Origin of the sequence: Ectopseudomonas toyotomiensis (assembly GCF_900115695.1) — a bacterium.
Lineage (GTDB): Bacteria > Pseudomonadota > Gammaproteobacteria > Pseudomonadales > Pseudomonadaceae > Aquipseudomonas > Aquipseudomonas toyotomiensis.
The window spans coordinates 1-22305 of the sequence record NZ_FOXK01000020.1; the positions used below are offsets into that span (position 1 = coordinate 1).

A 22305-nucleotide genomic window follows, 5' to 3' on the forward strand; every position below is an offset into this window, starting at 1 on the left:
ACCGAGGCGCGCATTCTACAGCAGCCTCTCTACCTGTCAAGCTGTTTTTCGATTTTGTTTCCGGAGAAACTTCTTTCTACTCAACCACTTGCGCCTTCGATCAGAACTTCTTCTCTCCAGCGGGAGGCGCATTCTACAGCGTTCAAAACCGCTGTCAACCACCTCTTTCAAACCGCTTTCGATCCATTCGACCGAAACTTCAACAGGATCAAACCACCACCCCGTCGACCAGCGCGCATTCTACACGCCAGATCCAGCTTTGCAAGCCCTTCACTCAACTTAACTTATTGATTAACAAGCAGTTTTTGAAGCGCTTCATCGCTGAAGTGGCGCGCATTCTACATGAGCACGGCGAGCTGTAAACCCCTGACATGCAAATAATTGCGTAAATCGGATCACCCCCCACCTCTATATATAGAGGCTCAGATCACCCCTGCCTCGCGCAGCTCGGCAATCTGCGTTTCACTCATACCAAGCAATTTCTGCAGCAGGGCATCGGTGTGCTGGCCCAGCAGTGGCGGAGCCGAACGATAGGCCACTGGCGTCGCAGACAGGCGCAGCGGACTGGCGACCTGCGGCGTACTGCTACCCAGGGCATTAGGCAGGTCGAGACGCAAACCTCGCGCCTGTACCTGAGGGTCGGCGAACACCTGCTGCAGATCGTTGATCGGCCCACAGGGCACGCCGGCCTTTTCCAGCAGCTCGATCCACTGCGCAGTGGTCTTGAATACCGTGGCCTGACGCAACAGCGGTATCAGCTCGGCACGATGGGCAACCCGGGCCTTGTTAGTGACAAAGCGCGGATCATCGGCAAGGTTCGCAATACCCGCCACTTCGCAGAACTTACGGAACTGCCCATCGTTACCCACCGCAAGGATGAAGTTGCCATCGGCACTGGGGAAATCCTGGTAGGGCACGATGTTGGGATGAGCGTTACCCAGACGCTTGGGTGATACGCCTGTCGCCAGGTAGTTCATGGCCTGATTAGCCAGACAGGCAACCTGCACATCGAGCAATGCCACATCTATATGCTGACCGAGCCCGGATTGCTCACGCTGATTTAGCGCAGCCAGCACGCCTACGGTTGCATAGAGCCCGGTGAGGATATCGGTCAGCGCCACCCCCACCTTCATCGGCCCGGCGCCCTCTTCACCCTCCTCACGGCCGGTCAGACTCATCAGCCCACCGAGGCCCTGAATCATGAAGTCGTAACCGGCACGCTTGGCATAGGGGCCGCTTTGACCGAAGCCGGTGATGGAGCAGTAGATCAGACGCGGGTTGATCGCCTTCAGTGATTCGTAATCCAGGCCATAGGCTGCCAGGCCGCCAACCTTGAAGTTCTCCAGCAACACATCGCACTGCGCCACCAGCTCGCGCACCAGGCGCTGTCCTTCGGGCTGGGTGAAGTCCAGGGTAAGCGACTGCTTGTTGCGGTTGGCACTCTGAAAGTAGGCCGCCTCACGCGAGTCATTACCCTTAGCATCCTTTATATAAGGAGGCCCCCAATGCCGGGTGTCGTCGCCCGAGCCCGGACGCTCGACTTTGATCACCTCAGCACCGAGGTCACCGAATATTTGTCCGGCCCAAGGGCCGGCCAGCACGCGAGATAGATCAAGCACGCGGATATGGGACAGTGCACCGGACATGAGCTTCTCCGTTGGGTGCGCCACGCGCACCATGGATCAGTGAGAGGCGTGAGCCTTTAGAAGAACGCCTGAATGCCGGTCTGCGCGCGCCCGAGGATCAGCGCGTGCACGTCATGCGTGCCCTCATAGGTATTGACCACCTCAAGGTTGACCAGATGGCGGGCGATGCCGAACTCGTCGCTGATGCCATTGCCGCCCAGCATGTCGCGGGCCATGCGGGCGATATCCAGGGCCTTGCCGCAACTGTTGCGCTTCATGATGGAGGTGATTTCCACCGCTGCCGTGCCTTCGTCCTTCATCCGCCCCAAGCGCAGGCAGCCTTGCAGCGCCAAGGTGATCTCGGTCTGCATGTCGGCCAGTTTCTTCTGGATCAACTGATTGGCGGCCAGCGGCCGGCCGAACTGGTGGCGATCGAGCACGTACTGGCGCGCGGTGTGCCAGCAGAACTCGGCGGCGCCCAGGGCACCCCAACTGATACCGTAACGGGCGGAGTTCAGGCAGGTGAACGGGCCGCGCAGGCCGCGTACATCCGGGAAGGCGTTCTCTTCGGGACAGAACACGTTGTCCATGACGATCTCGCCGGTGATCGAGGCGCGCAGACCGACCTTGCCATGAATCGCGGGAGCGGAGAGACCTTCCCAGCCTTTCTCCAGAACGAAGCCGCGAATCTCGCCAGCATCGTCCTTGGCCCAGACCACGAAGACATCGGCGATCGGACTGTTGGTGATCCACATCTTGCTACCGGTCAGGCGGTAGCCGCCGTCGACCTTCTTGGCACGCGTGGCCATGGAGCCGGGATCGGAGCCGTGGTTTGGCTCGGTCAGGCCGAAGCAACCGATATACTCGCCACTTGCAAGCTTGGGCAGATACTTCTGCTTGGTCGCTTCATTACCGAACTCGTTGATCGGCACCATCACCAGCGAGGACTGCACGCTCATCATCGAGCGGTAGCCGGAGTCGATACGCTCCACTTCACGCGCAATCAGACCGTAGCACACATAGTTCAGACCGCTGCCACCGTAGGCTTCAGGAATGGTCGCACCGAGCAGGCCGGTTTCGCCCATTTCGCGGAAGATCTTCGGATCGGTCTGCTCATGACGGAAGGCTTCCAGCACCCGGGGCGCCAGCTTGTCGTCAGCGAACTGCTGGGCGCTATCACGCACCATGCGCTCTTCTTCGGTCAGTTGCTGATCGAGCAGCAGTGGGTCGATCCAGTTGAAGCTTGCCTTGGCCATTGCGAGAAACCTCGAAGCGGGGAAGTGAGCGGGCGGCCAGCCGCCCCTGAATGGCTTTGATCCTAGGCCGACCTTGAGCAGAGGACAAACGCAGAATTTGCACAGACCTGTGCTTTTTTCTCACTCCGAGATAGCTTATTCATCTAAATCTATTGCTTACGAGTGAGGCTTTTGCATACATGCGTCGCAAGATACCCAGCACCGCTGCCCTGGTCGCCTTCGAATCCGCCGCTCGCCACCAAAGCTTCACCAAGGCCGCCGACGAGCTGAACCTGACGCAAAGCGCGATCTGCAGGCAAATCGGCGGGCTGGAGAGCTTTCTCAATGTCGAACTGTTTCGCCGCTCCCGGCGCGGCGTGGTGCTGACCGAAGCGGGCGTCGCCTACAGCCGCAAGGTGTCAGCGCAGCTCGATGCAGTGGAGCGCGACACCCTGGCACTGATGGGCAACCAGGGCACCACCAGCATAGAACTGGCAGTGGTACCGACCTTTGGCACGCAGTGGCTTCTGCCGCGTTTACGTGCCTTTCAGCAGCTGCACCCGGAGGTGACGGTGCACCTGACCAACCGTACCCGCCCCTTCCTGTTCGCCGACACTCACTTCGATGCCGCCATCTATTTCGGTGACGCCGAATGGTCGGGCACCGAAGCCCATTTCCTGATGCATGAGCACCTGCTGCCGGTGTGCAGCCCGGCGCTGCTGGGCGATACCCCAGTCGACGCCGAACGCATCGCCAACTTGCCGCTGCTGCAGCAGACCACACGCCCCTATGCCTGGCGGCAATGGTTCGCCGCCCAAGGCATGAATGTGGCCCGCGACATGACAGGCCCGCGACTTGAACTGTTTTCCATGCTGGCGCAGGCCGCTCAACATGAAATGGGCATCGCTCTGATCCCACCCTTTCTGATCCAGCGCGAACTGGAAGAGGGCAGCCTGGTGATTGCCCTCGACCGCGCCTTACCAAACAACGACCGCGCCTATTATCTGATGGTGCCGGAACGCAAGGCCGAGTCAGCGGCTCTGAAGGCCTTTCGAGACTGGCTCCTGGAGCAGGCCGATGCCTACCGAGGCGCATGATCATCGCCGGAGCAAGATCGCTTTTAGCCCGCAGCGCGTAGCTACGCCCAGGGACAGAACCCGTAGCGAGCAAGCGGTCACACTACATATGTCTTCCCAGAAAAAGTGCACAACAGCCACTGCTTTCGGGCTATAGCACTATTCTGAACGGGTTGTTCGTTACTCTCCACACTCCTCCCGATTCGACCAGCGGTCATCCAGCGCGTGACTGCCTATACTGCCCTGCAAGCTGCGCAGAATCTGCTGTCAGCCCGAATCTACGCGGCCTGCACACAGTATAAAAATCCCTCATAGACCCATTACTTGTAGTAATGCATTTTTTTTACTCCATAACTTCTTGTAAGGGTTTGCGTTCGATTGCACAATCGCCGCGCTCGCCACCTTCCGGCGGGTTATGTGCTGATCCCCAATCGCCGGCGCGCCAGCGCAGTGCTCCGGTTCACAAAAAAGATCACGCAGGAGATTAGAAGTGCACATCGGTGTTCCTCTCGAAACCCATGCCGGGGAGACGCGGGTTGCCGCGACCCCAGAGACCATCAAGAAGCTGGTCGGCCAAGGTCATCAGGTGACCGTCCAGGCCGGCGCCGGCATCAGCGCCAGCATTCCAGACAGCGCTTATGAAGCTGCTGGCGCGACCATTGGCAATGACTCTGCCGCGTTTGGCGCAGACCTCGTGCTCAAGGTGGTCGCACCGACCGACGCCGAGCTCGCTCATATGAGAGCCGGAGCCGTGTTGGTTGGCATGCTCAACCCGTTCTGCAACGAGACCATCGCGCGCATGAATGCTCGCGGTGTCACTGCCTTCGCCTTGGAGGCCGCACCGCGCACCTCCCGCGCGCAAAGCCTGGACGTACTGAGCTCGCAGGCCAATATCGCCGGCTACAAGGCCGTGCTGCTGGCAGCCCATCACTATCCACGCTTCATGCCGATGCTGATGACTGCTGCCGGTACCGTTAAGGCCGCGCGTATTTTGATTCTCGGTGCCGGTGTTGCCGGTCTGCAGGCCATCGCCACGGCCAAGCGCCTGGGCGCGGTGATCGAGGCCTCCGACGTGCGCCCTGCAGTCAAAGAGCAGATCGAGTCTCTCGGCGCCAAGTTCGTCGACGTGCCTTTCGAGACCGACGAAGAGCGTGAATGCGCCCAAGGCGTGGGCGGCTATGCCCGACCGATGCCGCAGTCCTGGATGGAACGTCAGGCCAAGGCCGTGCACGAGCGCGCCAAGCAGGCCGATATCGTCATCACCACTGCGCTGATTCCGGGCCGTAAGGCACCGACCTTGCTGCACGAAGCCACCGTCACCGAGATGAAGCCTGGCTCCGTAGTGATCGACCTTGCAGCTGCGCAAGGCGGCAACTGCCCACTGACCGAAGCCGACAAGGTAGTGGTCAAGCACGGCGTGACCCTGGTCGGCCACACCAATCTGGCCGCACTGGTACCGGCGGATGCCTCCGCCCTGTACGCACGCAACCTGCTGGACTTCCTCAAGCTGGTGATCGACAAGGAAGGCCAGTTCCAGCTCAACCTCGAAGACGACATCGTCGCGGCCTGCCTGATGTGCAATGCCGGCGAAGTCGTGCGCAAGAACGGCTAAGGAGTAGGGACATGGATCTGATTTCCGACGGCATCTACAACCTGATCATCTTCGTGCTGGCCATCTATATCGGCTACCACGTGGTGTGGAACGTCACCCCGGCCCTGCATACCCCGCTGATGGCCGTGACCAACGCCATCTCGGCGATCGTGATCGTCGGCGCCATGCTGGCTGCCGCGCTTACCGTCACTCCGCTGGGCAAGACCATGGGCACCCTGGCCGTGGCCCTCGCTGCGGTCAACGTGTTCGGCGGCTTCCTGGTAACCCGGCGCATGCTGGAAATGTTCAAGAAGAAGGCGCCGAAAGCGCAGGCGGAGAAGCACTGACCATGAGCATGAACCTGATCACTGTTCTCTACCTCGTCGCCTCGGTGTGCTTCATCCAGGCGCTCAAGGGCCTGTCGCACCCGACTTCGTCACGACGCGGCAATGTCTTCGGCATGGTCGGCATGGGCATCGCCATCGTCACCACGGTCGGCCTGATCCACAAGCTGGGCAGCGAACTGGCCCTACAGGGCCTGGGCTTCGTCATCGCTGGCCTGATGCTCGGCGGCAGCATCGGCACGGTCATGGCCAAGCGCGTGGAAATGACCAAGATGCCTGAGCTGGTCGCCTTCATGCACAGCATGATCGGTCTGGCAGCGGTATGTATCGCCATTGCCGCGGTGGCCGAACCGCAGTCTCTGGGCATCGTCGCCGGCATGGCCGACCCGATCCCGGCCGGCAACCGCCTGGAACTGTTCCTCGGTGCAGCCATCGGCGCCATCACCTTCTCCGGGTCGGTGATCGCCTTCGGCAAACTGTCGGGCAAGTACAAGTTCCGCCTGTTCCAGGGCGCGCCGGTGGTCTTCAAAGGCCAGCACTTGCTCAACCTGGCCGTCGGGCTGGCCATTCTTGGCCTCGGCCTGGTCTACACCTTCACCGGCGACATCACCTCGTTCGCCATCCTGGTGGCGCTGGCGTTCGTCATCGGCGTGCTGATCATCATCCCTATCGGCGGCGCCGACATGCCGGTGGTGGTGTCGATGCTCAACAGCTACTCGGGCTGGGCGGCGGCCGGTATCGGCTTCTCGCTTAACAACTCGATGCTGATCGTCGCCGGCTCCCTGGTCGGCTCTTCGGGCGCCATCCTCTCGTACATCATGTGCAAGGCGATGAACCGTTCGTTCTTCAACGTCATCCTCGGTGGCTTCGGCGCCGATGCAGATGCCGGCGCAGCCAGCGGCAGCCAGGAGCAACGCAGCGTGAAGTCGGGATCAAGCGACGACGCCGCCTTCCTGCTGACCAACGCCGACACCGTGGTCATCGTGCCCGGTTACGGTCTGGCCGTGGCGCGTGCCCAGCATGCACTGATGGAGCTGGCCGAGAAGCTGACCCACCGCGGCGTGACCGTGAAGTACGCGATCCACCCGGTTGCCGGGCGCATGCCTGGCCACATGAACGTGCTGCTGGCCGAGGCCGAGGTGCCGTACGAGCAGGTGTTCGAGATGGAGGACATCAACTCCGAGTTCGGCCAGACCGACGTGGTACTGGTGCTCGGCGCCAACGATGTGGTCAACCCGGCGGCGAAGAACGATCCGAAGTCGCCGATCGCCGGCATGCCGATCCTCGAGGCCTACAAGGCCAAGACCGTGATCGTCAACAAGCGCTCGATGGCCAGCGGCTACGCCGGCCTGGACAACGAACTGTTCTACATGGACAAGACCATGATGGTCTTCGGCGATGCCAAGAAGGTGATCGAGGACATGGTCAAGGCCGTGGAATAGGCCCTGACCGGTCAGACAGGAAACCCGGCCATGTGCCGGGTTTCCTGCTTATGTAATCAGCAAAAAAGCTGATTTTCAGGTCAAGCATCGCGGCGAATCAATTTCAAACTGTACTGTTTGAAAGACCAATATTTTTGGGTTGCACCCAGTTAAAAATCTCGTAAAAACAGGTTGCACCCAGTCTTTTCACTTATGACCAGTACAGTAATACCGATTCCTGACCGAACAGTTACAAAGCAACCTATCTAATAGCACAACAATTTCATCCAGCTGTGACTACTGAGCCACCACCGTGCTCGGGATAATTTGCCCATCGAAAGTAAACACCAGCGCCGCCACAAGCGGAAGGATGACCACCATGGAACGTACCCTCAGTTCCGCCCTGCTTCAAACTCACAGCGTTGCCAGCGACAAATCGGCCTGGCTGCTCCGCGTTATCGCCACCCTCAGCCTGTGGCAGCGCCGCATCGTCAGCCGTCGTCAACTGGCTCGACTGGATGCCCGTCTGCTCGCTGACGCCGGCATTAGCGAAAATCAGCGTTACGTCGAACTGCAGAAGCCGTTCTGGCGTTAACACCCCCGCTTTGCTCCATCCCTAGTTGGGATCTTCTGAGAGCTCCACCGTCTCTGCTGCGGTGGGGCTTTCGTTTTATCTGCAACAGTCATCGCCCGAGCGAGCAGTACAGTTGCCATAAAACCGCCACTGCCCCCGCACAATTCCCCCCGGTTGTATCTGCTCGCCCAAGAGCGCTTGCGAGAACATGAGCTGCCACCCTTGTCTCTCGACAGGAGAACGCCATGGACCGCACTCACGAACCACTCTCGCAACTTGCACACGGCAAGTCCCTGCAATGGCTCAGCCTCTACTCGACACTGCGTCATTGGCAACGCAACCGTCGTACTCGTCGGCAGCTTGCTTTGCTCAATGAGCAACAACTGGCTGACGCCGGCATCAGCACAGCTCAGCGTGAGCAGGAACTGGCCAAGCCCTTCTGGCGCTGAGCCAGTAATGGAGCTGGGAATGCCGTTGGGCTAAGCTGCGGATGCGGGCAGAACAGCGCCCCGCCCTACCGGAGTTACCCCATATGCACCTGAAGAAATCCCTGATTGCAGCGCTCCTTTCATTAGGGTTGGCATGCACCGCCTGCGCCAGCAGCCTGGTCGCGACGACCGATACCCTGGGAAGCGCCCTGGCCGGCACTGCCGAGGGAACCTCGGACGCGACCAGCTCGTTGCGCGACATGAAACAGCTGCGCGCGGCCCGCGATGACGCCGCCAGTTTCGTCGCCAGCGCCGGCGCAATCCGCAGCGCACGGCTCGAAGCGGCCCTGGCGCACATTCGCCGTCATGACGCCGCGCTGGCGACGGCGGATGACCTGGCTCTGGCTCAGGCCGTCCTCAGCCTGTGAAAACTTTACACACGTCTATCGATAAGCTCGCTGCTGACCGACGCTGCATGGCCCCGTAAACTTCACCAACCTGCCTGGTCGCGGGGAACCGCGCCGGCCTGTCCACGTCAAATCGTCCGTTCTGCAGTTCTCGGAGCTTCTTATCATGCGTCGTTCATTCGTCATCGCCGTCGCCGCCTGCGCCCTGTTCAGCGGTATCGCTCAGGCGCAAACCGTGGTCGCCACCAGCAACATCGTGGTGCGCGCCCTGGATCGCAGTATCAACTTCACCTCCGATACCACCACCTCGCTGCGCGATATGAAAGCCGTGGTGCAAGCTCGTGACGATGCCGCCAGCTTCGTCGCCAGTGCCGGCGAAATTCGCGGCGCGCAACTGGAAGCTGCGCTGCAGGCCATCCGCCAGCAGTTGCCGCAAGCGCAGGCTGCCAGCGATCTGCAACTGGCCGAAGCCATTCTCGCGCTGTGACCCACCTCGCCGCCTGGTGCTGCGGCGCGCTGCTGGCGATGGCCGCAGGCTTCGCCCAGGCGCAGCTGCGTCTGACGCTGGACGACAGCGCTCTAGGCGCAACCGAACGCCAGGCGAGCCAGGCCCTGTTGGACGAGGCGATGGCCGCATTGCCCACGCGCTTCGTCCAGCAACTGGACCGAGAAGTGAGAGTCAGCTGGCGTACCGGACTGCCCTCGGAGATCTATGGCCAGGTCGGTCGCTTCAGCGGCATCGAGCTTAACGCCGAGCTACTGCCGAAGCTGGTCGACGGCTCGGCGGCAGAAAATCGTACCGGTCGCCCGCACGGCACCCAGCGCCAGGAACTGCTGGCCACCCTGCTGCATGAACTGACCCACCTCTACGACCGCGCCCGCCTCTGGTCTGCGGCCGAGCGCCGCCACATCAGCCAATGCCGACAGCGCGTCAGCTCCATGGGCCCGGTTGGACTGCCGGAGGATTGTCGTGGCCTGACCGAGCGCCGCTTCACCCTCAGCGACGACCCGCGCCTGCTCGATCTGGCTGGCTGGCCGCAACGTGTCGGCCGGCGAGGCGCGCGCGATCTGGACAACGGCCAGGTCGCACGCAGCCCGGACAGCTATGAGCTGACCAATGCGCTGGAGTTCGTCGCGGTCAACCTCGAATACTTTCTGCTCGACCCCAGCTATGCCTGCCGCCGCCCTTCGCTGGCGCGCTATTTCCGTGAGCACTTCGACTGGACGCCGCCTAGCGAGAATTGCAGCAACGACTATCCCTACCTCAATGCCGGGCGCGACTTCGCCTTGCAGCCACTGAGGCGGCTTGATCCTGAGCGCGTGTATGAAGTCGACTACCTGCTCGCTGAAGCCAACGATGCCTGGATGAGCCGCTGGGGTCACAGCATGCTGCGCCTGGTGGTCTGCGCACCGGGCCGGCCGCGTGGCCCGGACTGCCGCCTGGATCTCGACCACCACCTGGTGCTGTCCTACCGCGCCTTCGTCGGCGACCTGCAACTGTCGAGCTGGGATGGCCTGACCGGCGTCTACCCCTCGCGCCTGTTCGTGCTGCCGCTGGAGCAGGTGATTGATGAATACACTAAGGTCGAGCTGCGCAGCCTGGCCTCGGTACCGCTGCGCCTGTCGCGCGACGAGGTCGAACAACTGGTGGTCCGCGCTGCCGAACAGCACTGGAGCTATGACGGTGACTACTACTTCGTCTCCAACAACTGTGCGGTGGAAACCCTCAAGCTGCTACGCAGCGGTACCGGAAATCCGCGCCTGCATGCCCTCGACAGCATCCTGCCCAACGGCCTGCTGGAACTGATGGATGCACGCGGGCTGGCCGACACCACAGTGCTCGACGATCCGCGCGAGGCGCTGCGCCTGGGCTATCGCTTCGACTCCTTCCGCGAGCGTTACCAAGCCATGTTCCGCGTCCTGCGCGAACGCCTGCCGATCACTCAAGACAGCGTTGAAACCTGGCTGGAACAACCTGCCGAAACGCGACGCAACTGGTTCGCCAAAGCCGACCTGCGCGCCAGCGCCGCCCTCTTGCTGCTGGAGCAAGCCGCGCTGCGCAGGCAGTTGCTGCTGGCTCAGGACGAACTCAAGCGCCGCTACCTGACCGGCCGCGCCGCCGGTGATCCGAGCCTGAACAAGGCCGGTGCCGCGCTTGAACAGATCCTGGCCAACAGCGGCTTCCTCAGCCGTCCGGCCGAACTGCTCGAAGGCGGTTACGGCTTGCCGCAACAGAAGGAGTGGGAGCGCCTCGAAATCAGCAGCCGCGAGCGTCAGCAGCAACTGCGCCAGCTCAGCGACGAGCTCGATGGCGAAGTGCGCAACCTGCTGCAACCCGAGCGCCTGGCTGAACTGGAGGCCAACGAGGCCAACCTGGTGGCATTGGGCGAACACCTGCGCGCCCTGCACAAGGCCAGTGGCGGGCTGGAGCTGCCCTAGTTTCCAGAGCCGGGGTAGCCCGGATGCAATCCGGGGCGATGGCCACTGTATCGATCAGCTCCGAAGCAGCCTTGCGTAGGAGCCCCGCCTTGAGGCGACGCTTTTCGAGCCTGCCGCGCCACGATTCGCGGCGGGGCGCCGCTCCTACACAGTCGCACCCAGCTTCCCGGTTTGCATCCGGCTACGAATCGAGGCCCATGGGAATGATCTCTTCGTTTTCTTCCGGCAATTGCGGATCGACCGTCAACCAGGGCAGGCGGCTGCCTGCCCAGATATGCCGATCCGCCGGGGCTTGCTCCGGCGCGTCCAGCGTGGCCACGGTTACATCCAGCGTATCCGGGCTGAGCGAAGTGAACAGCGCCAGATGTGCACCGCAGTCCGCACAGAAATAGCGTGTACAGCTGGCTGATGAGGCGAAAGCCTTCGGCGTACCGCGCAGCCAGTGAAATGCCTGGCGCGGCACCGTGACCCAGGTGGTGAGGATGCCGCCACTGCTGCGCCGACAGATCGAGCAATGGCAGTGCGCGATGTCCGTCAGCGGCGCATCGATCCGATAGCGCAGTGCTCCACACTGGCAGCCGCCCTGATGTTCGACCTTCATCCTGCCTCCGCCTTGCATTGCCCCGCGCCGCTGACCAAGATAGGCGCTTACCACCACCGGGGGTTCCCGTGATAGACCTGTTGCTGGCCTTGTGGCCGCTGTTCGCCATGATAGTCGCCGGCTACTGGCTGCGCCTGCGCGAGTTCCCCAGCGAGGCTTTCTGGCCAGGTGCCGAGCGCCTTAATTACTTCATTCTGTTCCCTGCCCTGCTGTTCTCCAGCCTGGCCCGAGCGCCGCTGAACAATCCGGCGTTGCCGCGCCTGGCGCTGGCCGTGCTGCTCGGCCTGGGCATCGCCTGGCTGGCGCTGCTGCTGGTACGGCGCCTGCGCGGCTGGCCCGCTGGACGTTTTGGCGCCTTCACTCAGGGCATCCTGCGCTTCAACACCTACCTGGGCCTGGCCGCGGTCGGCAGCCTGTTCGGTCAGGAAGGCCTGACCCTCGCCGCGCTGATGCTGGCCCTGATGGTGCCGACGGTGAACGTGCTGTCGGTGTGGTCGCTGACCGCCGAACGTGGCGTCAGCGCGCGCAGCCTGCTGCTGCCGATCATCAAGAATCCGCTGATCCTCGCCTGCGTCGGCGGCGCGTTGTTCAACCTCACGGGCATCGGCTTGCCGGGCGGCACGGATCGCCTGCTCAGCCTGCTCGCCGCCGCCAGCCTGCCGCTGGGCCTGCTCTGCGTTGGCGCGGCGCTCAAGCCGGAACAGCTGGGCGGGGAAATTCCCGCATTGGGCTGGAACAGTGCGCTGCGTCTGCTGGCGATGCCGCTGCTGGCCTGGGGCGTGGCCTGGGTGCTGGCCCTGCCGGCCATGGAGAGCGCGGTGCTGGTGCTGTTCTTCGCCCTGCCCACGGCGCCCACCGCCTATGTACTGACCCGCCAGCTCGGCGGCGACAGCCAGCTGATGGCCGGCATCATCACCCTGCAGACGCTGCTGGCGGCCGGCAGCCTGGTGGCGATCATGATGTTGCTGGCCTGATTGGCCAGCACGGACGCTACTCCACGTAGCTCTCGATCAGCCGCTGATATTCGCCGCGTGCCTTGAGCGCCTCGAGCCCACGATTGAAACGCTCGATCAACTCGGTAGCACGCGGGTGCTGCCGCGAGACGATGAAGTGCAGCGTACTGCTCTGAAACGGCACTCGTGACCGGTGAAACTGCGCCAGATCAGCGCCAGCGCTCTGCAAAGCACTGTCCCCCAGGTTACGGTCGGCAATGAACAGGTCGTCACGCTCGAGCAGCAGCAGCCGTGCGCATTCCTGCAGACCCAGTGGAGAATGACGGCGCAGTATGCCCTGCTCGACCATTTGCTGGATCGCCACCGGCGGCTGCCAGCCCAACGGATAGCAGAGCCGCCAGCCGATCATGGCAGGCAGATCATCGAGTTCGATGTGATCACCGGCCCGGCTGAAGATGTATTGTTCCGCCACATAAATGGGCGCCGAGTAGAGAAACTCCGCCTCGCGCTCGGCAGAACGGACGTAGGGAAAGGTGGCGTCGTACTCAACGCGCTTGGCTTTCAGGTAACCGCGGTTCCAGGGTAGCCAGTCGAGCGTGATTGCCGAACCCTGTTCAGCCAGCGCCGCCCGCACCACCTGGGTGAGCATGCCCTGACCAGGCAATGCCTTGCCGGTGAATGGCGCATAGTCATCGCCCGTAGCCAGGTGCAGCACCTCAGCTCGCACCGAGACGCACAACAGCAGACTCAGCAGAGCCGCCCCCCATAATCCCACCATCGATCTCCAGTCACTGGCGCGCAATCGCCTTGCTGCCCTGATCATTGACTCTTGCTCTCACAAGCACGGCTGTCCAGTGCAACCAGGCTATAGGGCGACAATTCATGCTGTTCTCTTGATACGAAGCAACGGGCTGGGCAGGACGCCGTCTATTCTTGTCGCAACACGAACGAGATGCGGCAAGCCGATGAATGACACCAACGCAAACGATCAGCCTGACGTTTTCCCCTATCTGCAGCTGATCCACCAGCACGGCGGCTCGGACCTGTTCTTCAGCGTCGGCGCACCGCCGCACATGAAAGTGGAAGGACACAGCCAGCCGGTGGGCCAGCGCGTCATGAAGGCCGGCGAGGTGCAACAGCTGGCCTATCAACTGATGACGCAGAAGCAGGTTGCCGAGTTCGAGCGCGATCTGGAGATGAATCTGGCGGTCAGCCTGCAGGGCGCCGGACGTTATCGGGTCAACCTCTACTACCAGCGCGGCGAAGTGGCCATGGTGGTGCGCCTGATCAAGAGCCAGATTCCCAGCTTCGAGGCGCTCGGCCTGCCAAAAATGCTGGAAAAGCTGGCCATGCAGGATCGCGGGCTGATCCTGGTCACCGGCGCAGCCGGTTCGGGCAAGTCCACCACCCTGGCGGCGATGCTGGATTTCCGCAATCGCCACAAGAGCGGGCATATCGTCTGCATCGAAGACCCCATTGAATTTCTCCACAGCCACCAGCGCTCGATCATCGACCAGCGTGAAGTCGGCCTCGATACCCACAGTTTCGATGACGCCCTGCGCAACGTGCTGCGCGAGGCACCGGACGTGATCATGCTCGGTGAGATCCGCGACGCCGCGACCATGCAGCACGCGCTGCATTACGCCGAAACCGGCCATCTGTGCGTGGCCACGCTGCATGCCACCAGCAGCAGCCACGCCATCGAGCGTATCGCCCGCTTCTTTCCCGACGACGCCCGCAAGCAGGTGCTGGCCGACGTGGCGCACAACCTGCTCGCGGTGATCGGCCAGCGCCTGGTACCGGGCATCGCGCAAAAACGCGTGGTGGCGGTGGAGCTGATGCTGGGCACGCCCTATATCCGCGACCTGATCCAGCGCGACGAACTGGACGAGCTGCGCGAGGCCATCGCACGAGCCGCCGAGCAGGGTCTGCAAACCTTCGACCAGCACCTGTTCGCCCTGCTCGAAGCCGGCCGTATCAGTCTGACCGAAGCGCTCAAGTTCGCCGACTCGCGGACCGATCTCAGCCTCAAGTTCAAACTCGAGCGCGGTTTCTCCGCCGACGACGCCGAACTCAAGGTGCTGCGCGACGGTTGACTGGCTTTATCAGCGATTTCGGCCGATGCTCATCTATACAGGCCGAAACCATAATTCCTCATCGGCCGTCTTTCAGGGGGGCCGATTCATGCTGACCCTGCTGCATTTGCTGTCAGCCATTGCCCTGTTGGTCTGGGGCACACACATCGTACGTACCGGCATCCTGCGCGTGTTCGGCTCGCAGTTGCGCAAGGTGCTCAGCCACAACATCGGCCGCCGACCGCTGGCGTTCGTCGCCGGCATCGGCGTCACGGCGCTGGTGCAGAGCAGCAACGCCACGGCCTTGCTGGTCACCTCCTTCGTTGCCCAGGGCTTGATGGCGTTGGCGCCGGGCCTGGCGATCATGCTCGGCGCCGACGTCGGCACGGCGCTGATGGCACGCGTGCTGACGCTCAACCTCAGTTGGCTCAGCCCGCTGCTGATCTTTCTCGGGGTGATCTTCTTTCTCTCGCGGCGGCAGACCCGAGCAGGACAACTCGGCCGCGTGGCCATCGGCCTCGGGCTGATGCTGCTGGCGTTGGAGTTGATCGTTGCCGCCGCCACGCCAATCACCGAGGCGCGTGGCATTCGCGTGCTGTTCGCGTCATTGACTGGCGATCTGCTGCTCGACGCGCTGGTCGGTGCGTTGTTCGCCCTGCTCACCTATTCCAGCCTGGCCGCCGTGCTGCTCACCGCAACCCTGGCCGGTGCCGGGCTGATCAGCCTGCCGGTGGCCATCGGCCTGGTGATCGGTGCCAACATCGGCAGCGGTCTGCTGGCCTTTCTCACCAGCAGCCTGCAGAACCCTGCCGGGCGGCGTGTGGCGCTGGGCAGCCTGATCTACAAGCTGATCGGACTGTTGCTGGTGCTGCCGGTGCTGCAGCCATTGGCCGACTGGCTGGACAGCCTGAATTGGCGCCCGGCGGAGCTGGTGATCTTTTTCCACCTGCTCTACAACAGCCTGCGCGCCGTGCTGATGTTGCCCAGCGTCGGGCTGATGGCGCGCTTCTGCAACTGGTTGCTACCGGACCGTGCCGATGACAGCGGCATCGCCCTCCCACGCCACCTCGACCCGACGGCGCTGACCACACCGAGCCTGGCGTTGGCCAACGCCGTGCGCGAAACCCTGCGCGTGGGCGACAAGATCGAGGCCATGCTCGGCCACCTGCTGCCAGTGCTGGAGCAGAACCAGCCGGCGTTGAACAAGGCGCTGCGCAGCCTCAATGACGATGTCGCCAGCCTGTGCCGGGCAGTCAAGCTGTACCTGGCACAGGTTCCACGCGAAGCGATGAGTGAGCATGAAAGTAGGCGCTGGGCGGAAACGCTCGAGCTGGTGGTGAACCTGGAGCAGGCTGGCGAGTTGATCGAGCGCATGCTCGGCAAGATCCAGAACGAGAAGACTGCGCAGCGCCGAGCCTTCTCCGAGAAGGGGCTGGAGGAGCTGACCAGCCTGCATGGGCAATTGACAGCCAACCTGCGCCTGGGCCTTAACGTGTTCCTCAGCGCCGATCACGCCAGCGCCAGCCAGCTGCTGCGCGAGAAGCGCCGCTTCCGGGCGCAGGAGCGGCGCCTGGCGCACGCGCATATCGGCCGGCTGCAGCGCCAGGTGCCACAGAGCATCGAGACCAGCTCCCTGCATCTGGAACTGATCGCCGACATGAAGCGCCTCAACTCGCTGTTCTGCTCCAGCGCCTATGTGGTGCTGGAGGGCCAGGAGACCGGCGCGCTCAGGCTCGAGGGCGGCGAGTGATTCAGTCGGCGCCGCTCACTCGCTCGGGCGCGGCCGGCTCCACACCGCGCCAGGCATACCAGGCGAAGAACAGCGCCATCAGTAGATAGCCGTGGACGAAGTCCGGCGCGGCGTACCAGGCCAGTTTCGGTGCGTGCATCAGACCAACGAAGGCCATGCCGGCCGCCACCAAGGCGAAGACAGTGGCCTGGCGGAACTGACGATCGATCACCGCCACGCACATGGCACCGAGCAGGATGGCGCTGAACATGGCACCCTGCCCCAGCGCGCCGATGGCACTGGAAATGCCCTCGACCACCTCCGGCGCGCCCCGATTGAAACGGGTCATCAGGTAGTTGGCGAAATACGGCAGCATCGCCAACGCCACTGCCGGGTAGTAACGGGCGTGGTTGCTGTTGAACGCGGTGGCGATCATCGACATGCCGACGAACACCAGGATCGGCGCCACCACCGCCACCGGAATCAACGCGGCGATAAAGGCGATCAGGCCGAACATGGTCGCAAGAATGTACACCGCACCGTTGAGCAGGCTGTAACCGCGCCCGGCACCCATCCACTTCGAGCCCACGGTGGCGATGTACACGGTGGTCGGGAACACACCGCCGAACAGCGCGCCGAGCGAGGTGCCAAGACCGTCCACGGCCTGGCACTCGCGCACGCTGTAGCTGTCACCGGCGGCGCTCATGGCCTCGACGTTGTTCATGGTCTCGATGGCGTTGTACAGGGTGATCGGCAGGATCACCGTCATCAGCGCCAGCATGCTGGTGAACAGCAGGCCCAGGCCCTCGTACCAGGCCAGATTGGGCAACAGCGGGTAGAAACCCAGGTGGGTGAAGGCATCACTGAACTTGCCGCTATCGGCGGCGCCGATCAGGTAGGCCAGCGCCGTGCCCACGACGATGGCGAACAGCGAAGCCGGCAGGCGAAACGGCATGCTTACCCGCGCCACCAGGCCGACGATGGTGATGGCCAGCACCAGCAGACCGATCACCGGGATTTCCAGGGTCTTGAACAGCATCTCGCCAGCAATGAAGGTCAGTGCCACACCGGCCACCGCGCCGAGCATGGCGGCGCGCGGCAGGCGGCGCTGCACCCAGCCACCGATCAGGCTGATGGCGGCCTCGATCAGACCACTGATGAAACACGCGGCCACCGCCACCTTCCACGCCAGCTCGGCGTCGCCGGTAAGGTTCTTTGCCGGCAGCAGCACGCCGAACAGGAAGACGAACATCACCGGCGTGCTGATGCCGTAGGACAGCGCGGTGACATCGGCGCGGTTCTCCTTGCGCGCCAGGCGCGCGGCGCTCCAGGCGTAGTAGAAGTTACCGGCCATCACCGCCACCGCTGCGCCCGGCAGCACCTGGCCGAAGACGATTTCGGCAGGAAAGCCCATGCCCAGCATGCTGATGGCGATGATCACGAAGTTGGCAATATTGTTCTGGAACAGGGCGAAGAAGGCGTCGGTATCTTCCTTCTTGTACCAGGGGTAATGCACGCGCGGCTTCGACATGCTGGCTGCGTCCTTGTTGTCTGAGTGGTCAGGCCGGCGAGTCTAGCAATCCGCCGCGAGGGCATAAACGAACAAGGCAGCCGAAGCTGCCTTGTTGTCAGTTGCCAGGCCAGGTTATGCGGTCTGCGCGACCTGACGGCGGCGCTGCAGCAGCACGATCAAGCCGAACAGCAGGAAGCCCGGAATCCACATCAACTCCTTCATCCAGCGGTCGGTCGGTGCCCGCACGCTGAGAATCTGCTGGTCGAACTCGAGACCGGCATCGGCGGCCATGCTGCCGAAGGTGACGCTATCCACCAGCACCTTGTCGCCCTCCTCATAGAGGTTCAGGCCGAGCTTCTGCAGACGCTCCTCACCCGAGGCACCATCGGGTACCGGCAGCAGCAGGGTGAACTCGCGCGGATCGCCCACGGCATTTTCCCCGAGTACCTGCAGGCGCAGCGAGCTGCCGTCTTCCACGCCATCGAGCGCCTGCGCCAGCTCGGCCGGCGGCACCTCCTGGTAGGGATCGTGCAGCATGTCCATCCAAAAGCCGGGGCGGAACAGGGTGAAGGCCACCAGCAACAGCAATGCGCTCTCGTACAGGCGACTGCGCACCAGGAAGAAGCCCTGAGTACCGGCGGCGAAGATCAGCATGGCAATGGTCGCCACGATGAAAATGATCACCCCATGCCAGAAATCGACGTCGATCAGCAGCAGGTCGGTGTTGAAGATGAACAGGAACGGCAACGCGGCGGTGCGCAGGCTGTAGAAGAATGCCACCAGGCCGGTCTTGATCGGGTCACCCTTGGACACCGCCGCCGCCGCGAACGAAGCCAGCCCCACCGGCGGCGTCACGTCGGCCATGATGCCGAAGTAGAAGACGAACAGGTGCACCGCGATCAGCGGCACGATCAGACCATTCTGCTGCCCCAGCGCCACCACCACCGGCGCCAGCAGACTGGACACCACGATGTAGTTGGCCGTGGTCGGCAGGCCCATGCCGAGGATCAGGCTGAACACCGCCACCAGCACCAGCATCAGCAGCAGGTTGCCCATCGACAGCAACTCGACCAGGTCGGCCAGCACCAGGCCAACGCCGGTCTGCGACACCGCACCGACAATGATGCCGGCTGCCGCCGTGGCGATACCGATACCGATCATGTTGCGTGCACCGGCGATCAGGCCTTCACGCAGATCGACCACGCCATCGATGAAGGTGCCGTGCTCGTGGCTGCCGTCGCGGCGCATCCAGCTCAGCAGCGGACGCTGGGTGAGCAGGATGATGATCAGCATCACGCTGCCCCAGAAGGCCGACAGGCCGGGAGACAGGCGCTCGATCATCAGGCACCAGACCAGTACCACCACCGGCAGCAGGAAGTGCAGGCCGGACAGCAACACGGCGCGGGTCTGTGGCAGTTCTTCCAGCGGTGCGTTGGGGTCTTCCGGCGGCAGTACTGGCACGCTGGCGGCGACTTTCAGCAGCGCCAGATAAACCACCGCGAGCAGAACGCCAATCACTGGCAGGGCGTACTCGCCCAGGGCCGGCTTGAGCCAGCCGAGACCGTAATAAACCGCCAGCGACAGACCGCTGATCAGCGCCGCACCGAAGGCGAAGCCGGTCAGGCGGCGCAGCCAGGGCTTGGGCTGATGGCCACCGATGGGCTGCAGGCCGAGCTTGAGCGATTCGAGATGAACGATATACAGCAGCGCGATGTAGGAAATCGCGGCAGGCAGGAAAGCGTGCTTGATGATCTCGACATAGGGCATGCCGATGTACTCGACCATCAGGAAGGCTGCTGCGCCCATCACCGGCGGCATGATCTGGCCGTTGACCGAGGAGGCCACTTCCACCGCGCCGGCCTTCTCCGAGGAAAACCCGGTGCGCTTCATCATCGGGATGGTGAAGGTGCCGGTGGTGACCACGTTGGCGATCGACGAACCGGAGATCATCCCGGTCAGACCGGAAGCCAGCACCGCCGCCTTGGCCGGGCCGCCGCGGAAGTGGCCGAGCAGGCTGAATGCCAACTGGATGAAGTAATGCCCGGCACCGGCGCGCTCGAGCAGAGCGCCGAACAAGACGAAGAGGAAGACGAAGCTGGTGGACACGCCCAGGGCGATGCCGAACACGCCTTCGGTGGTGATCCACTGGTGGTTGGCCAGCGCGTTGAAGCTGACCCCACGGTGCGCCAATATCCCCGGCATATAGGGGCCGGCCAGGCTGTAGATGAGAAACACCAGGGCGATGATTGCCAGGGGTGGGCCGAGCGCGCGGCGCGTAGCTTCCAGCAGCAGGGGAATACCGATGCAGGCGGTAACTAGGTCGCCCGTGGTCAGGCTGCCGGGGCGCAGGGCCAACTGCTGATAGAAAATGAATAGGTAAGCAGCACTGGCCGCGGCGACCAGGCCTAGCGCGATATCCATCAGCGGTACGCGATCACGCGGCGAACGCTTGAACGCCGGGTAGGCGAGAAACGCCAGCAGCAAGGCGAACGCCAGGTGGATGGCGCGGGTCTGGGTATCGTTGAGTACGCCGATGCCGAAGATAAACGGCAGTGGCGAGGCGATCCACAACTGGAACAGCGACCAGAGCAAGGCCAGGCCAGTGATCACCTGGGCCATCGGGCCGACGGGCGTGCGCGCGCCGACATCCTGGGCGATCAGTTCCTCGGTGGATAGTTTCTTTTCGGCCATAGGGTAGTACACCTACGTTGTCATTCTGATAAAAACGGCGAGCCCCTCGTTGACGGAGGGGCTCGGTTTTTGACCCTTTGAAAGGGTCTCTGAGCACGCAGTTTACCTATACCAGCTCAACTGCGCCCGCTATCGAAGAGTTTAGAGCCCAGCCTGAGACTCTCCACCCCGGCTAGAGCCAGCCTTTTTCCTTGTAGAAACGTAGTGCCCCTTCATGCATCGGAGCCGTTAGCCCCGCTTTGATCATGTCCTCTGCCTGCAGGTCGGCAAACGCCGGATGCAGGCGTTTGAAGCGCTCCAGGTTATCGAATACCGACTTGACCAACTGGTAGACGACCTCGGGATCCGTCTTGGCCGAAGTAGCCAGCACCGCTTTACCGCCGATGGACGGGACGGGCTGCTCCACACCAGGATAGACACCCGCCGGGATGTCCGCTTTGGTGAAGTAGCTGGCCTGCGCCAGGAGCTTGTCGATATCAGGGCCGCTGACCGGGATCAGGCGGGTTTCGACGGTAGCCATGGCCTCCTGGATCGCACCACTTGGATGACCGACCACATAGGTGATGGCATCCAGGTTGTTGTCCCCCAACGCGGCTGCCATCTCGGCAGGCTTGAGTTCAGCGGCCAGGGAGAAGTCGGACTTGCTCCAGCCGTTGGCCTGGATCACTTCATCAAACGTATCGCGGCTACCAGAGCCCGGCACGCCGATATTCACGCGCTTGCCCTTGAGGTCGGCGAAGGTCTCGATACCGCTGTCTGCGCGGGCGACTACGGTGAGGATCTCGCTCTGCAGGGAGAAGACCACGCGCAGATCTTCGACAGCGCCATCCCGGTCGAAAGGCGGTTGGCCCGAGAGCGCCTTGTTCTGGTGATCGGACTGAATGAACCCGAAGTCATAGTCGCCGCTCTTGATCGAGGCAATGTTGCTGACGCTGCCAGCAGAAGACGGCGCGTTGCACTTGATGCCGTGCTCGGCACCACTGCGATTGAGGAACCGACAGATCGACTGTCCGGCCGTGTAATAAACGCCCGTCTGCCCACCGGTACCAATGGTCACGTAGCGCTCCTGAGCGACCAGGGGACTGCTCAGCAAGGTGCTGCCCATGACACATGCCAGGAAACCCATGATTCGATGCTGCTGCATATCAACGTCCTCGTGTTGTTGTTTTTTCGAACGGTGGATGGGCTGTCATCACCAGCGCCATCGGTACAACCATTGCGGCCGTCAAGCCGCCTTACGCACTGCAATGACCATGATCTCGACCAGAACATCGGCAGAAGCCAGGCGTGCCTCGACCGTGGCCCGGGCAGGCGCGCAGCCGGCTGGCAGCCAATCACTCCAGACCGCGTTCATGGCGGCAAAATCCTTCTCGATGTCTTTCAGCCAGATCTGCGCGCTGAGCATGTGACTCCGATCAGATCCCGCCTCGATAAGCAGCGCGTCGATCTTTTCCAGCACCTGGGCGGTCTGCCCAGCTACATCCTGGCTGCGGTCGCTCGGCACCTGGCCAGAGAGAAAAACCAGATCGGAGAAGATCGTCGCGCCAGAAAGGCGGTCGTTGGTCTGAATACGTTGCACGGACATGGCAAACTCCTGCTGTTG

21 protein-coding genes are annotated in these 22305 nt (G+C 62.7%); 13 read left to right on the forward strand and 8 right to left on the reverse strand.

The window, feature by feature from the left end:
* A partial coding sequence (locus BM186_RS26725; protein ID WP_167363353.1) for a hypothetical protein occupies positions 1–362 on the forward strand: 362 nt, incomplete at its 5' end.
* Positions 363–422: 60 nt separating this feature from the next.
* On the opposite strand, the gene BM186_RS25390 is transcribed toward BM186_RS26725, so the two are convergent.
* Together BM186_RS25390 and BM186_RS25395 are read right to left on the reverse strand one after the other, a co-directional pair.
* Positions 423–1646, reverse strand: a complete 1224-nt coding sequence (locus BM186_RS25390) for a CaiB/BaiF CoA transferase family protein (protein ID WP_074919184.1) — start codon at positions 1644–1646, stop codon at positions 423–425.
* Between the two features lie 56 nt (positions 1647–1702).
* Positions 1703–2881: an acyl-CoA dehydrogenase gene (locus BM186_RS25395; RefSeq protein ID WP_074919185.1), complete on the reverse strand. Its 1179-nt coding sequence runs from the start codon at positions 2879–2881 to the stop codon at positions 1703–1705.
* A 179-nt stretch (positions 2882–3060) separates the two neighbouring features.
* Between BM186_RS25395 and BM186_RS25400 the strand changes: the two genes are divergently transcribed.
* The 9 genes from BM186_RS25400 to BM186_RS25440 all read left to right on the forward strand — a co-directional run bounded on the left by BM186_RS25400 (position 3061) and on the right by BM186_RS25440 (position 11140).
* Entirely contained in the window at positions 3061–3957 is an 897-nt protein-coding gene (locus tag BM186_RS25400) for a LysR family transcriptional regulator (protein ID WP_072425295.1), read from the forward strand.
* A 469-nt stretch (positions 3958–4426) separates the two neighbouring features.
* Positions 4427–5548 carry a Re/Si-specific NAD(P)(+) transhydrogenase subunit alpha gene (locus BM186_RS25405; protein ID WP_072425294.1) on the forward strand — a complete coding sequence of 374 codons (1122 nt, stop codon included), beginning with the start codon at positions 4427–4429 and terminating at the stop codon, positions 5546–5548.
* An 11-nt stretch (positions 5549–5559) separates the two neighbouring features.
* Entirely contained in the window at positions 5560–5874 is a 315-nt protein-coding gene (locus tag BM186_RS25410) for an NAD(P) transhydrogenase subunit alpha part 2 (RefSeq protein ID WP_072425293.1), read from the forward strand.
* Positions 5875–5876: 2 nt separating this feature from the next.
* Positions 5877–7313 (forward strand): NAD(P)(+) transhydrogenase (Re/Si-specific) subunit beta, encoded by a 1437-nt coding sequence (locus BM186_RS25415; protein ID WP_074919186.1) that lies wholly within the window; start codon positions 5877–5879, stop codon positions 7311–7313.
* A 358-nt stretch (positions 7314–7671) separates the two neighbouring features.
* The gene (locus BM186_RS25420) at positions 7672–7887 is read left to right on the forward strand and encodes a DUF1127 domain-containing protein (RefSeq protein ID WP_017676107.1); all 216 of its coding nucleotides are present in this window, start codon (positions 7672–7674) and stop codon (positions 7885–7887) included.
* Positions 7888–8111: 224 nt separating this feature from the next.
* The gene (locus tag BM186_RS25425; RefSeq protein ID WP_072425291.1) at positions 8112–8315 is read left to right on the forward strand and encodes a DUF1127 domain-containing protein; all 204 of its coding nucleotides are present in this window, start codon (positions 8112–8114) and stop codon (positions 8313–8315) included.
* An 83-nt stretch (positions 8316–8398) separates the two neighbouring features.
* Positions 8399–8722 (forward strand): DUF2388 domain-containing protein, encoded by a 324-nt coding sequence (locus tag BM186_RS25430; RefSeq protein ID WP_074919187.1) that lies wholly within the window; start codon positions 8399–8401, stop codon positions 8720–8722.
* Between the two features lie 145 nt (positions 8723–8867).
* On the forward strand, positions 8868–9188 hold the full coding sequence (locus BM186_RS25435; protein WP_074919188.1) for a DUF2388 domain-containing protein: 321 nt from the start codon (positions 8868–8870) through the stop codon (positions 9186–9188).
* Positions 9185–11140, forward strand: a complete 1956-nt coding sequence (locus BM186_RS25440) for a DUF7844 domain-containing protein (RefSeq protein WP_074919189.1) — start codon at positions 9185–9187, stop codon at positions 11138–11140. The genes BM186_RS25435 and BM186_RS25440 overlap by 4 nt, the downstream gene beginning before the upstream one ends.
* A 181-nt stretch (positions 11141–11321) precedes the next feature.
* Here BM186_RS25440 and BM186_RS25445 read toward each other — a convergent pair whose 3' ends face one another.
* Entirely contained in the window at positions 11322–11741 is a 420-nt protein-coding gene (locus tag BM186_RS25445) for a GFA family protein (protein WP_074919190.1), read from the reverse strand.
* A gap of 68 nt (positions 11742–11809) precedes the next feature.
* On the opposite strand from BM186_RS25445, the gene BM186_RS25450 reads away from it, so the two are divergent.
* Positions 11810–12715 (forward strand): AEC family transporter, encoded by a 906-nt coding sequence (locus BM186_RS25450; RefSeq protein ID WP_074919191.1) that lies wholly within the window; start codon positions 11810–11812, stop codon positions 12713–12715.
* 16 nt (positions 12716–12731) lie between these two features.
* On the opposite strand, the gene BM186_RS25455 is transcribed toward BM186_RS25450, so the two are convergent.
* On the reverse strand, positions 12732–13472 hold the full coding sequence (locus BM186_RS25455; protein WP_074919193.1) for a substrate-binding periplasmic protein: 741 nt from the start codon (positions 13470–13472) through the stop codon (positions 12732–12734).
* Positions 13473–13659: 187 nt separating this feature from the next.
* On the opposite strand from BM186_RS25455, the gene BM186_RS25460 reads away from it, so the two are divergent.
* The gene (locus tag BM186_RS25460) at positions 13660–14790 is read left to right on the forward strand and encodes a PilT/PilU family type 4a pilus ATPase (protein ID WP_072425284.1); all 1131 of its coding nucleotides are present in this window, start codon (positions 13660–13662) and stop codon (positions 14788–14790) included.
* An 88-nt stretch (positions 14791–14878) separates the two neighbouring features.
* Complete coding sequence (locus BM186_RS25465; protein ID WP_074919195.1) at positions 14879–16519, forward strand: Na/Pi cotransporter family protein; 1641 nt, start codon at positions 14879–14881, stop codon at positions 16517–16519.
* Position 16520: 1 nt separating this feature from the next.
* On the opposite strand, the gene BM186_RS25470 is transcribed toward BM186_RS25465, so the two are convergent.
* The 4 genes from BM186_RS25470 to BM186_RS25485 all read right to left on the reverse strand — a co-directional run bounded on the left by BM186_RS25470 (position 16521) and on the right by BM186_RS25485 (position 22287).
* A complete protein-coding gene (locus tag BM186_RS25470) occupies positions 16521–18029 on the reverse strand; it encodes a uracil permease (protein WP_074919197.1) in 1509 nt (502 codons plus the stop codon).
* Positions 18030–18143: 114 nt separating this feature from the next.
* Positions 18144–20702, reverse strand: coding sequence for a TRAP transporter permease (locus BM186_RS25475; protein WP_074919199.1), 2559 nt, complete (start codon positions 20700–20702; stop codon positions 18144–18146).
* Positions 20703–20874: 172 nt separating this feature from the next.
* Positions 20875–21846 (reverse strand): TAXI family TRAP transporter solute-binding subunit, encoded by a 972-nt coding sequence (locus BM186_RS25480; protein ID WP_083431652.1) that lies wholly within the window; start codon positions 21844–21846, stop codon positions 20875–20877.
* Between the two features lie 81 nt (positions 21847–21927).
* Positions 21928–22287, reverse strand: a complete 360-nt coding sequence (locus BM186_RS25485; protein ID WP_072425280.1) for a RidA family protein — start codon at positions 22285–22287, stop codon at positions 21928–21930.
* Between the last annotated feature and the right edge of the window lie 18 nt (positions 22288–22305).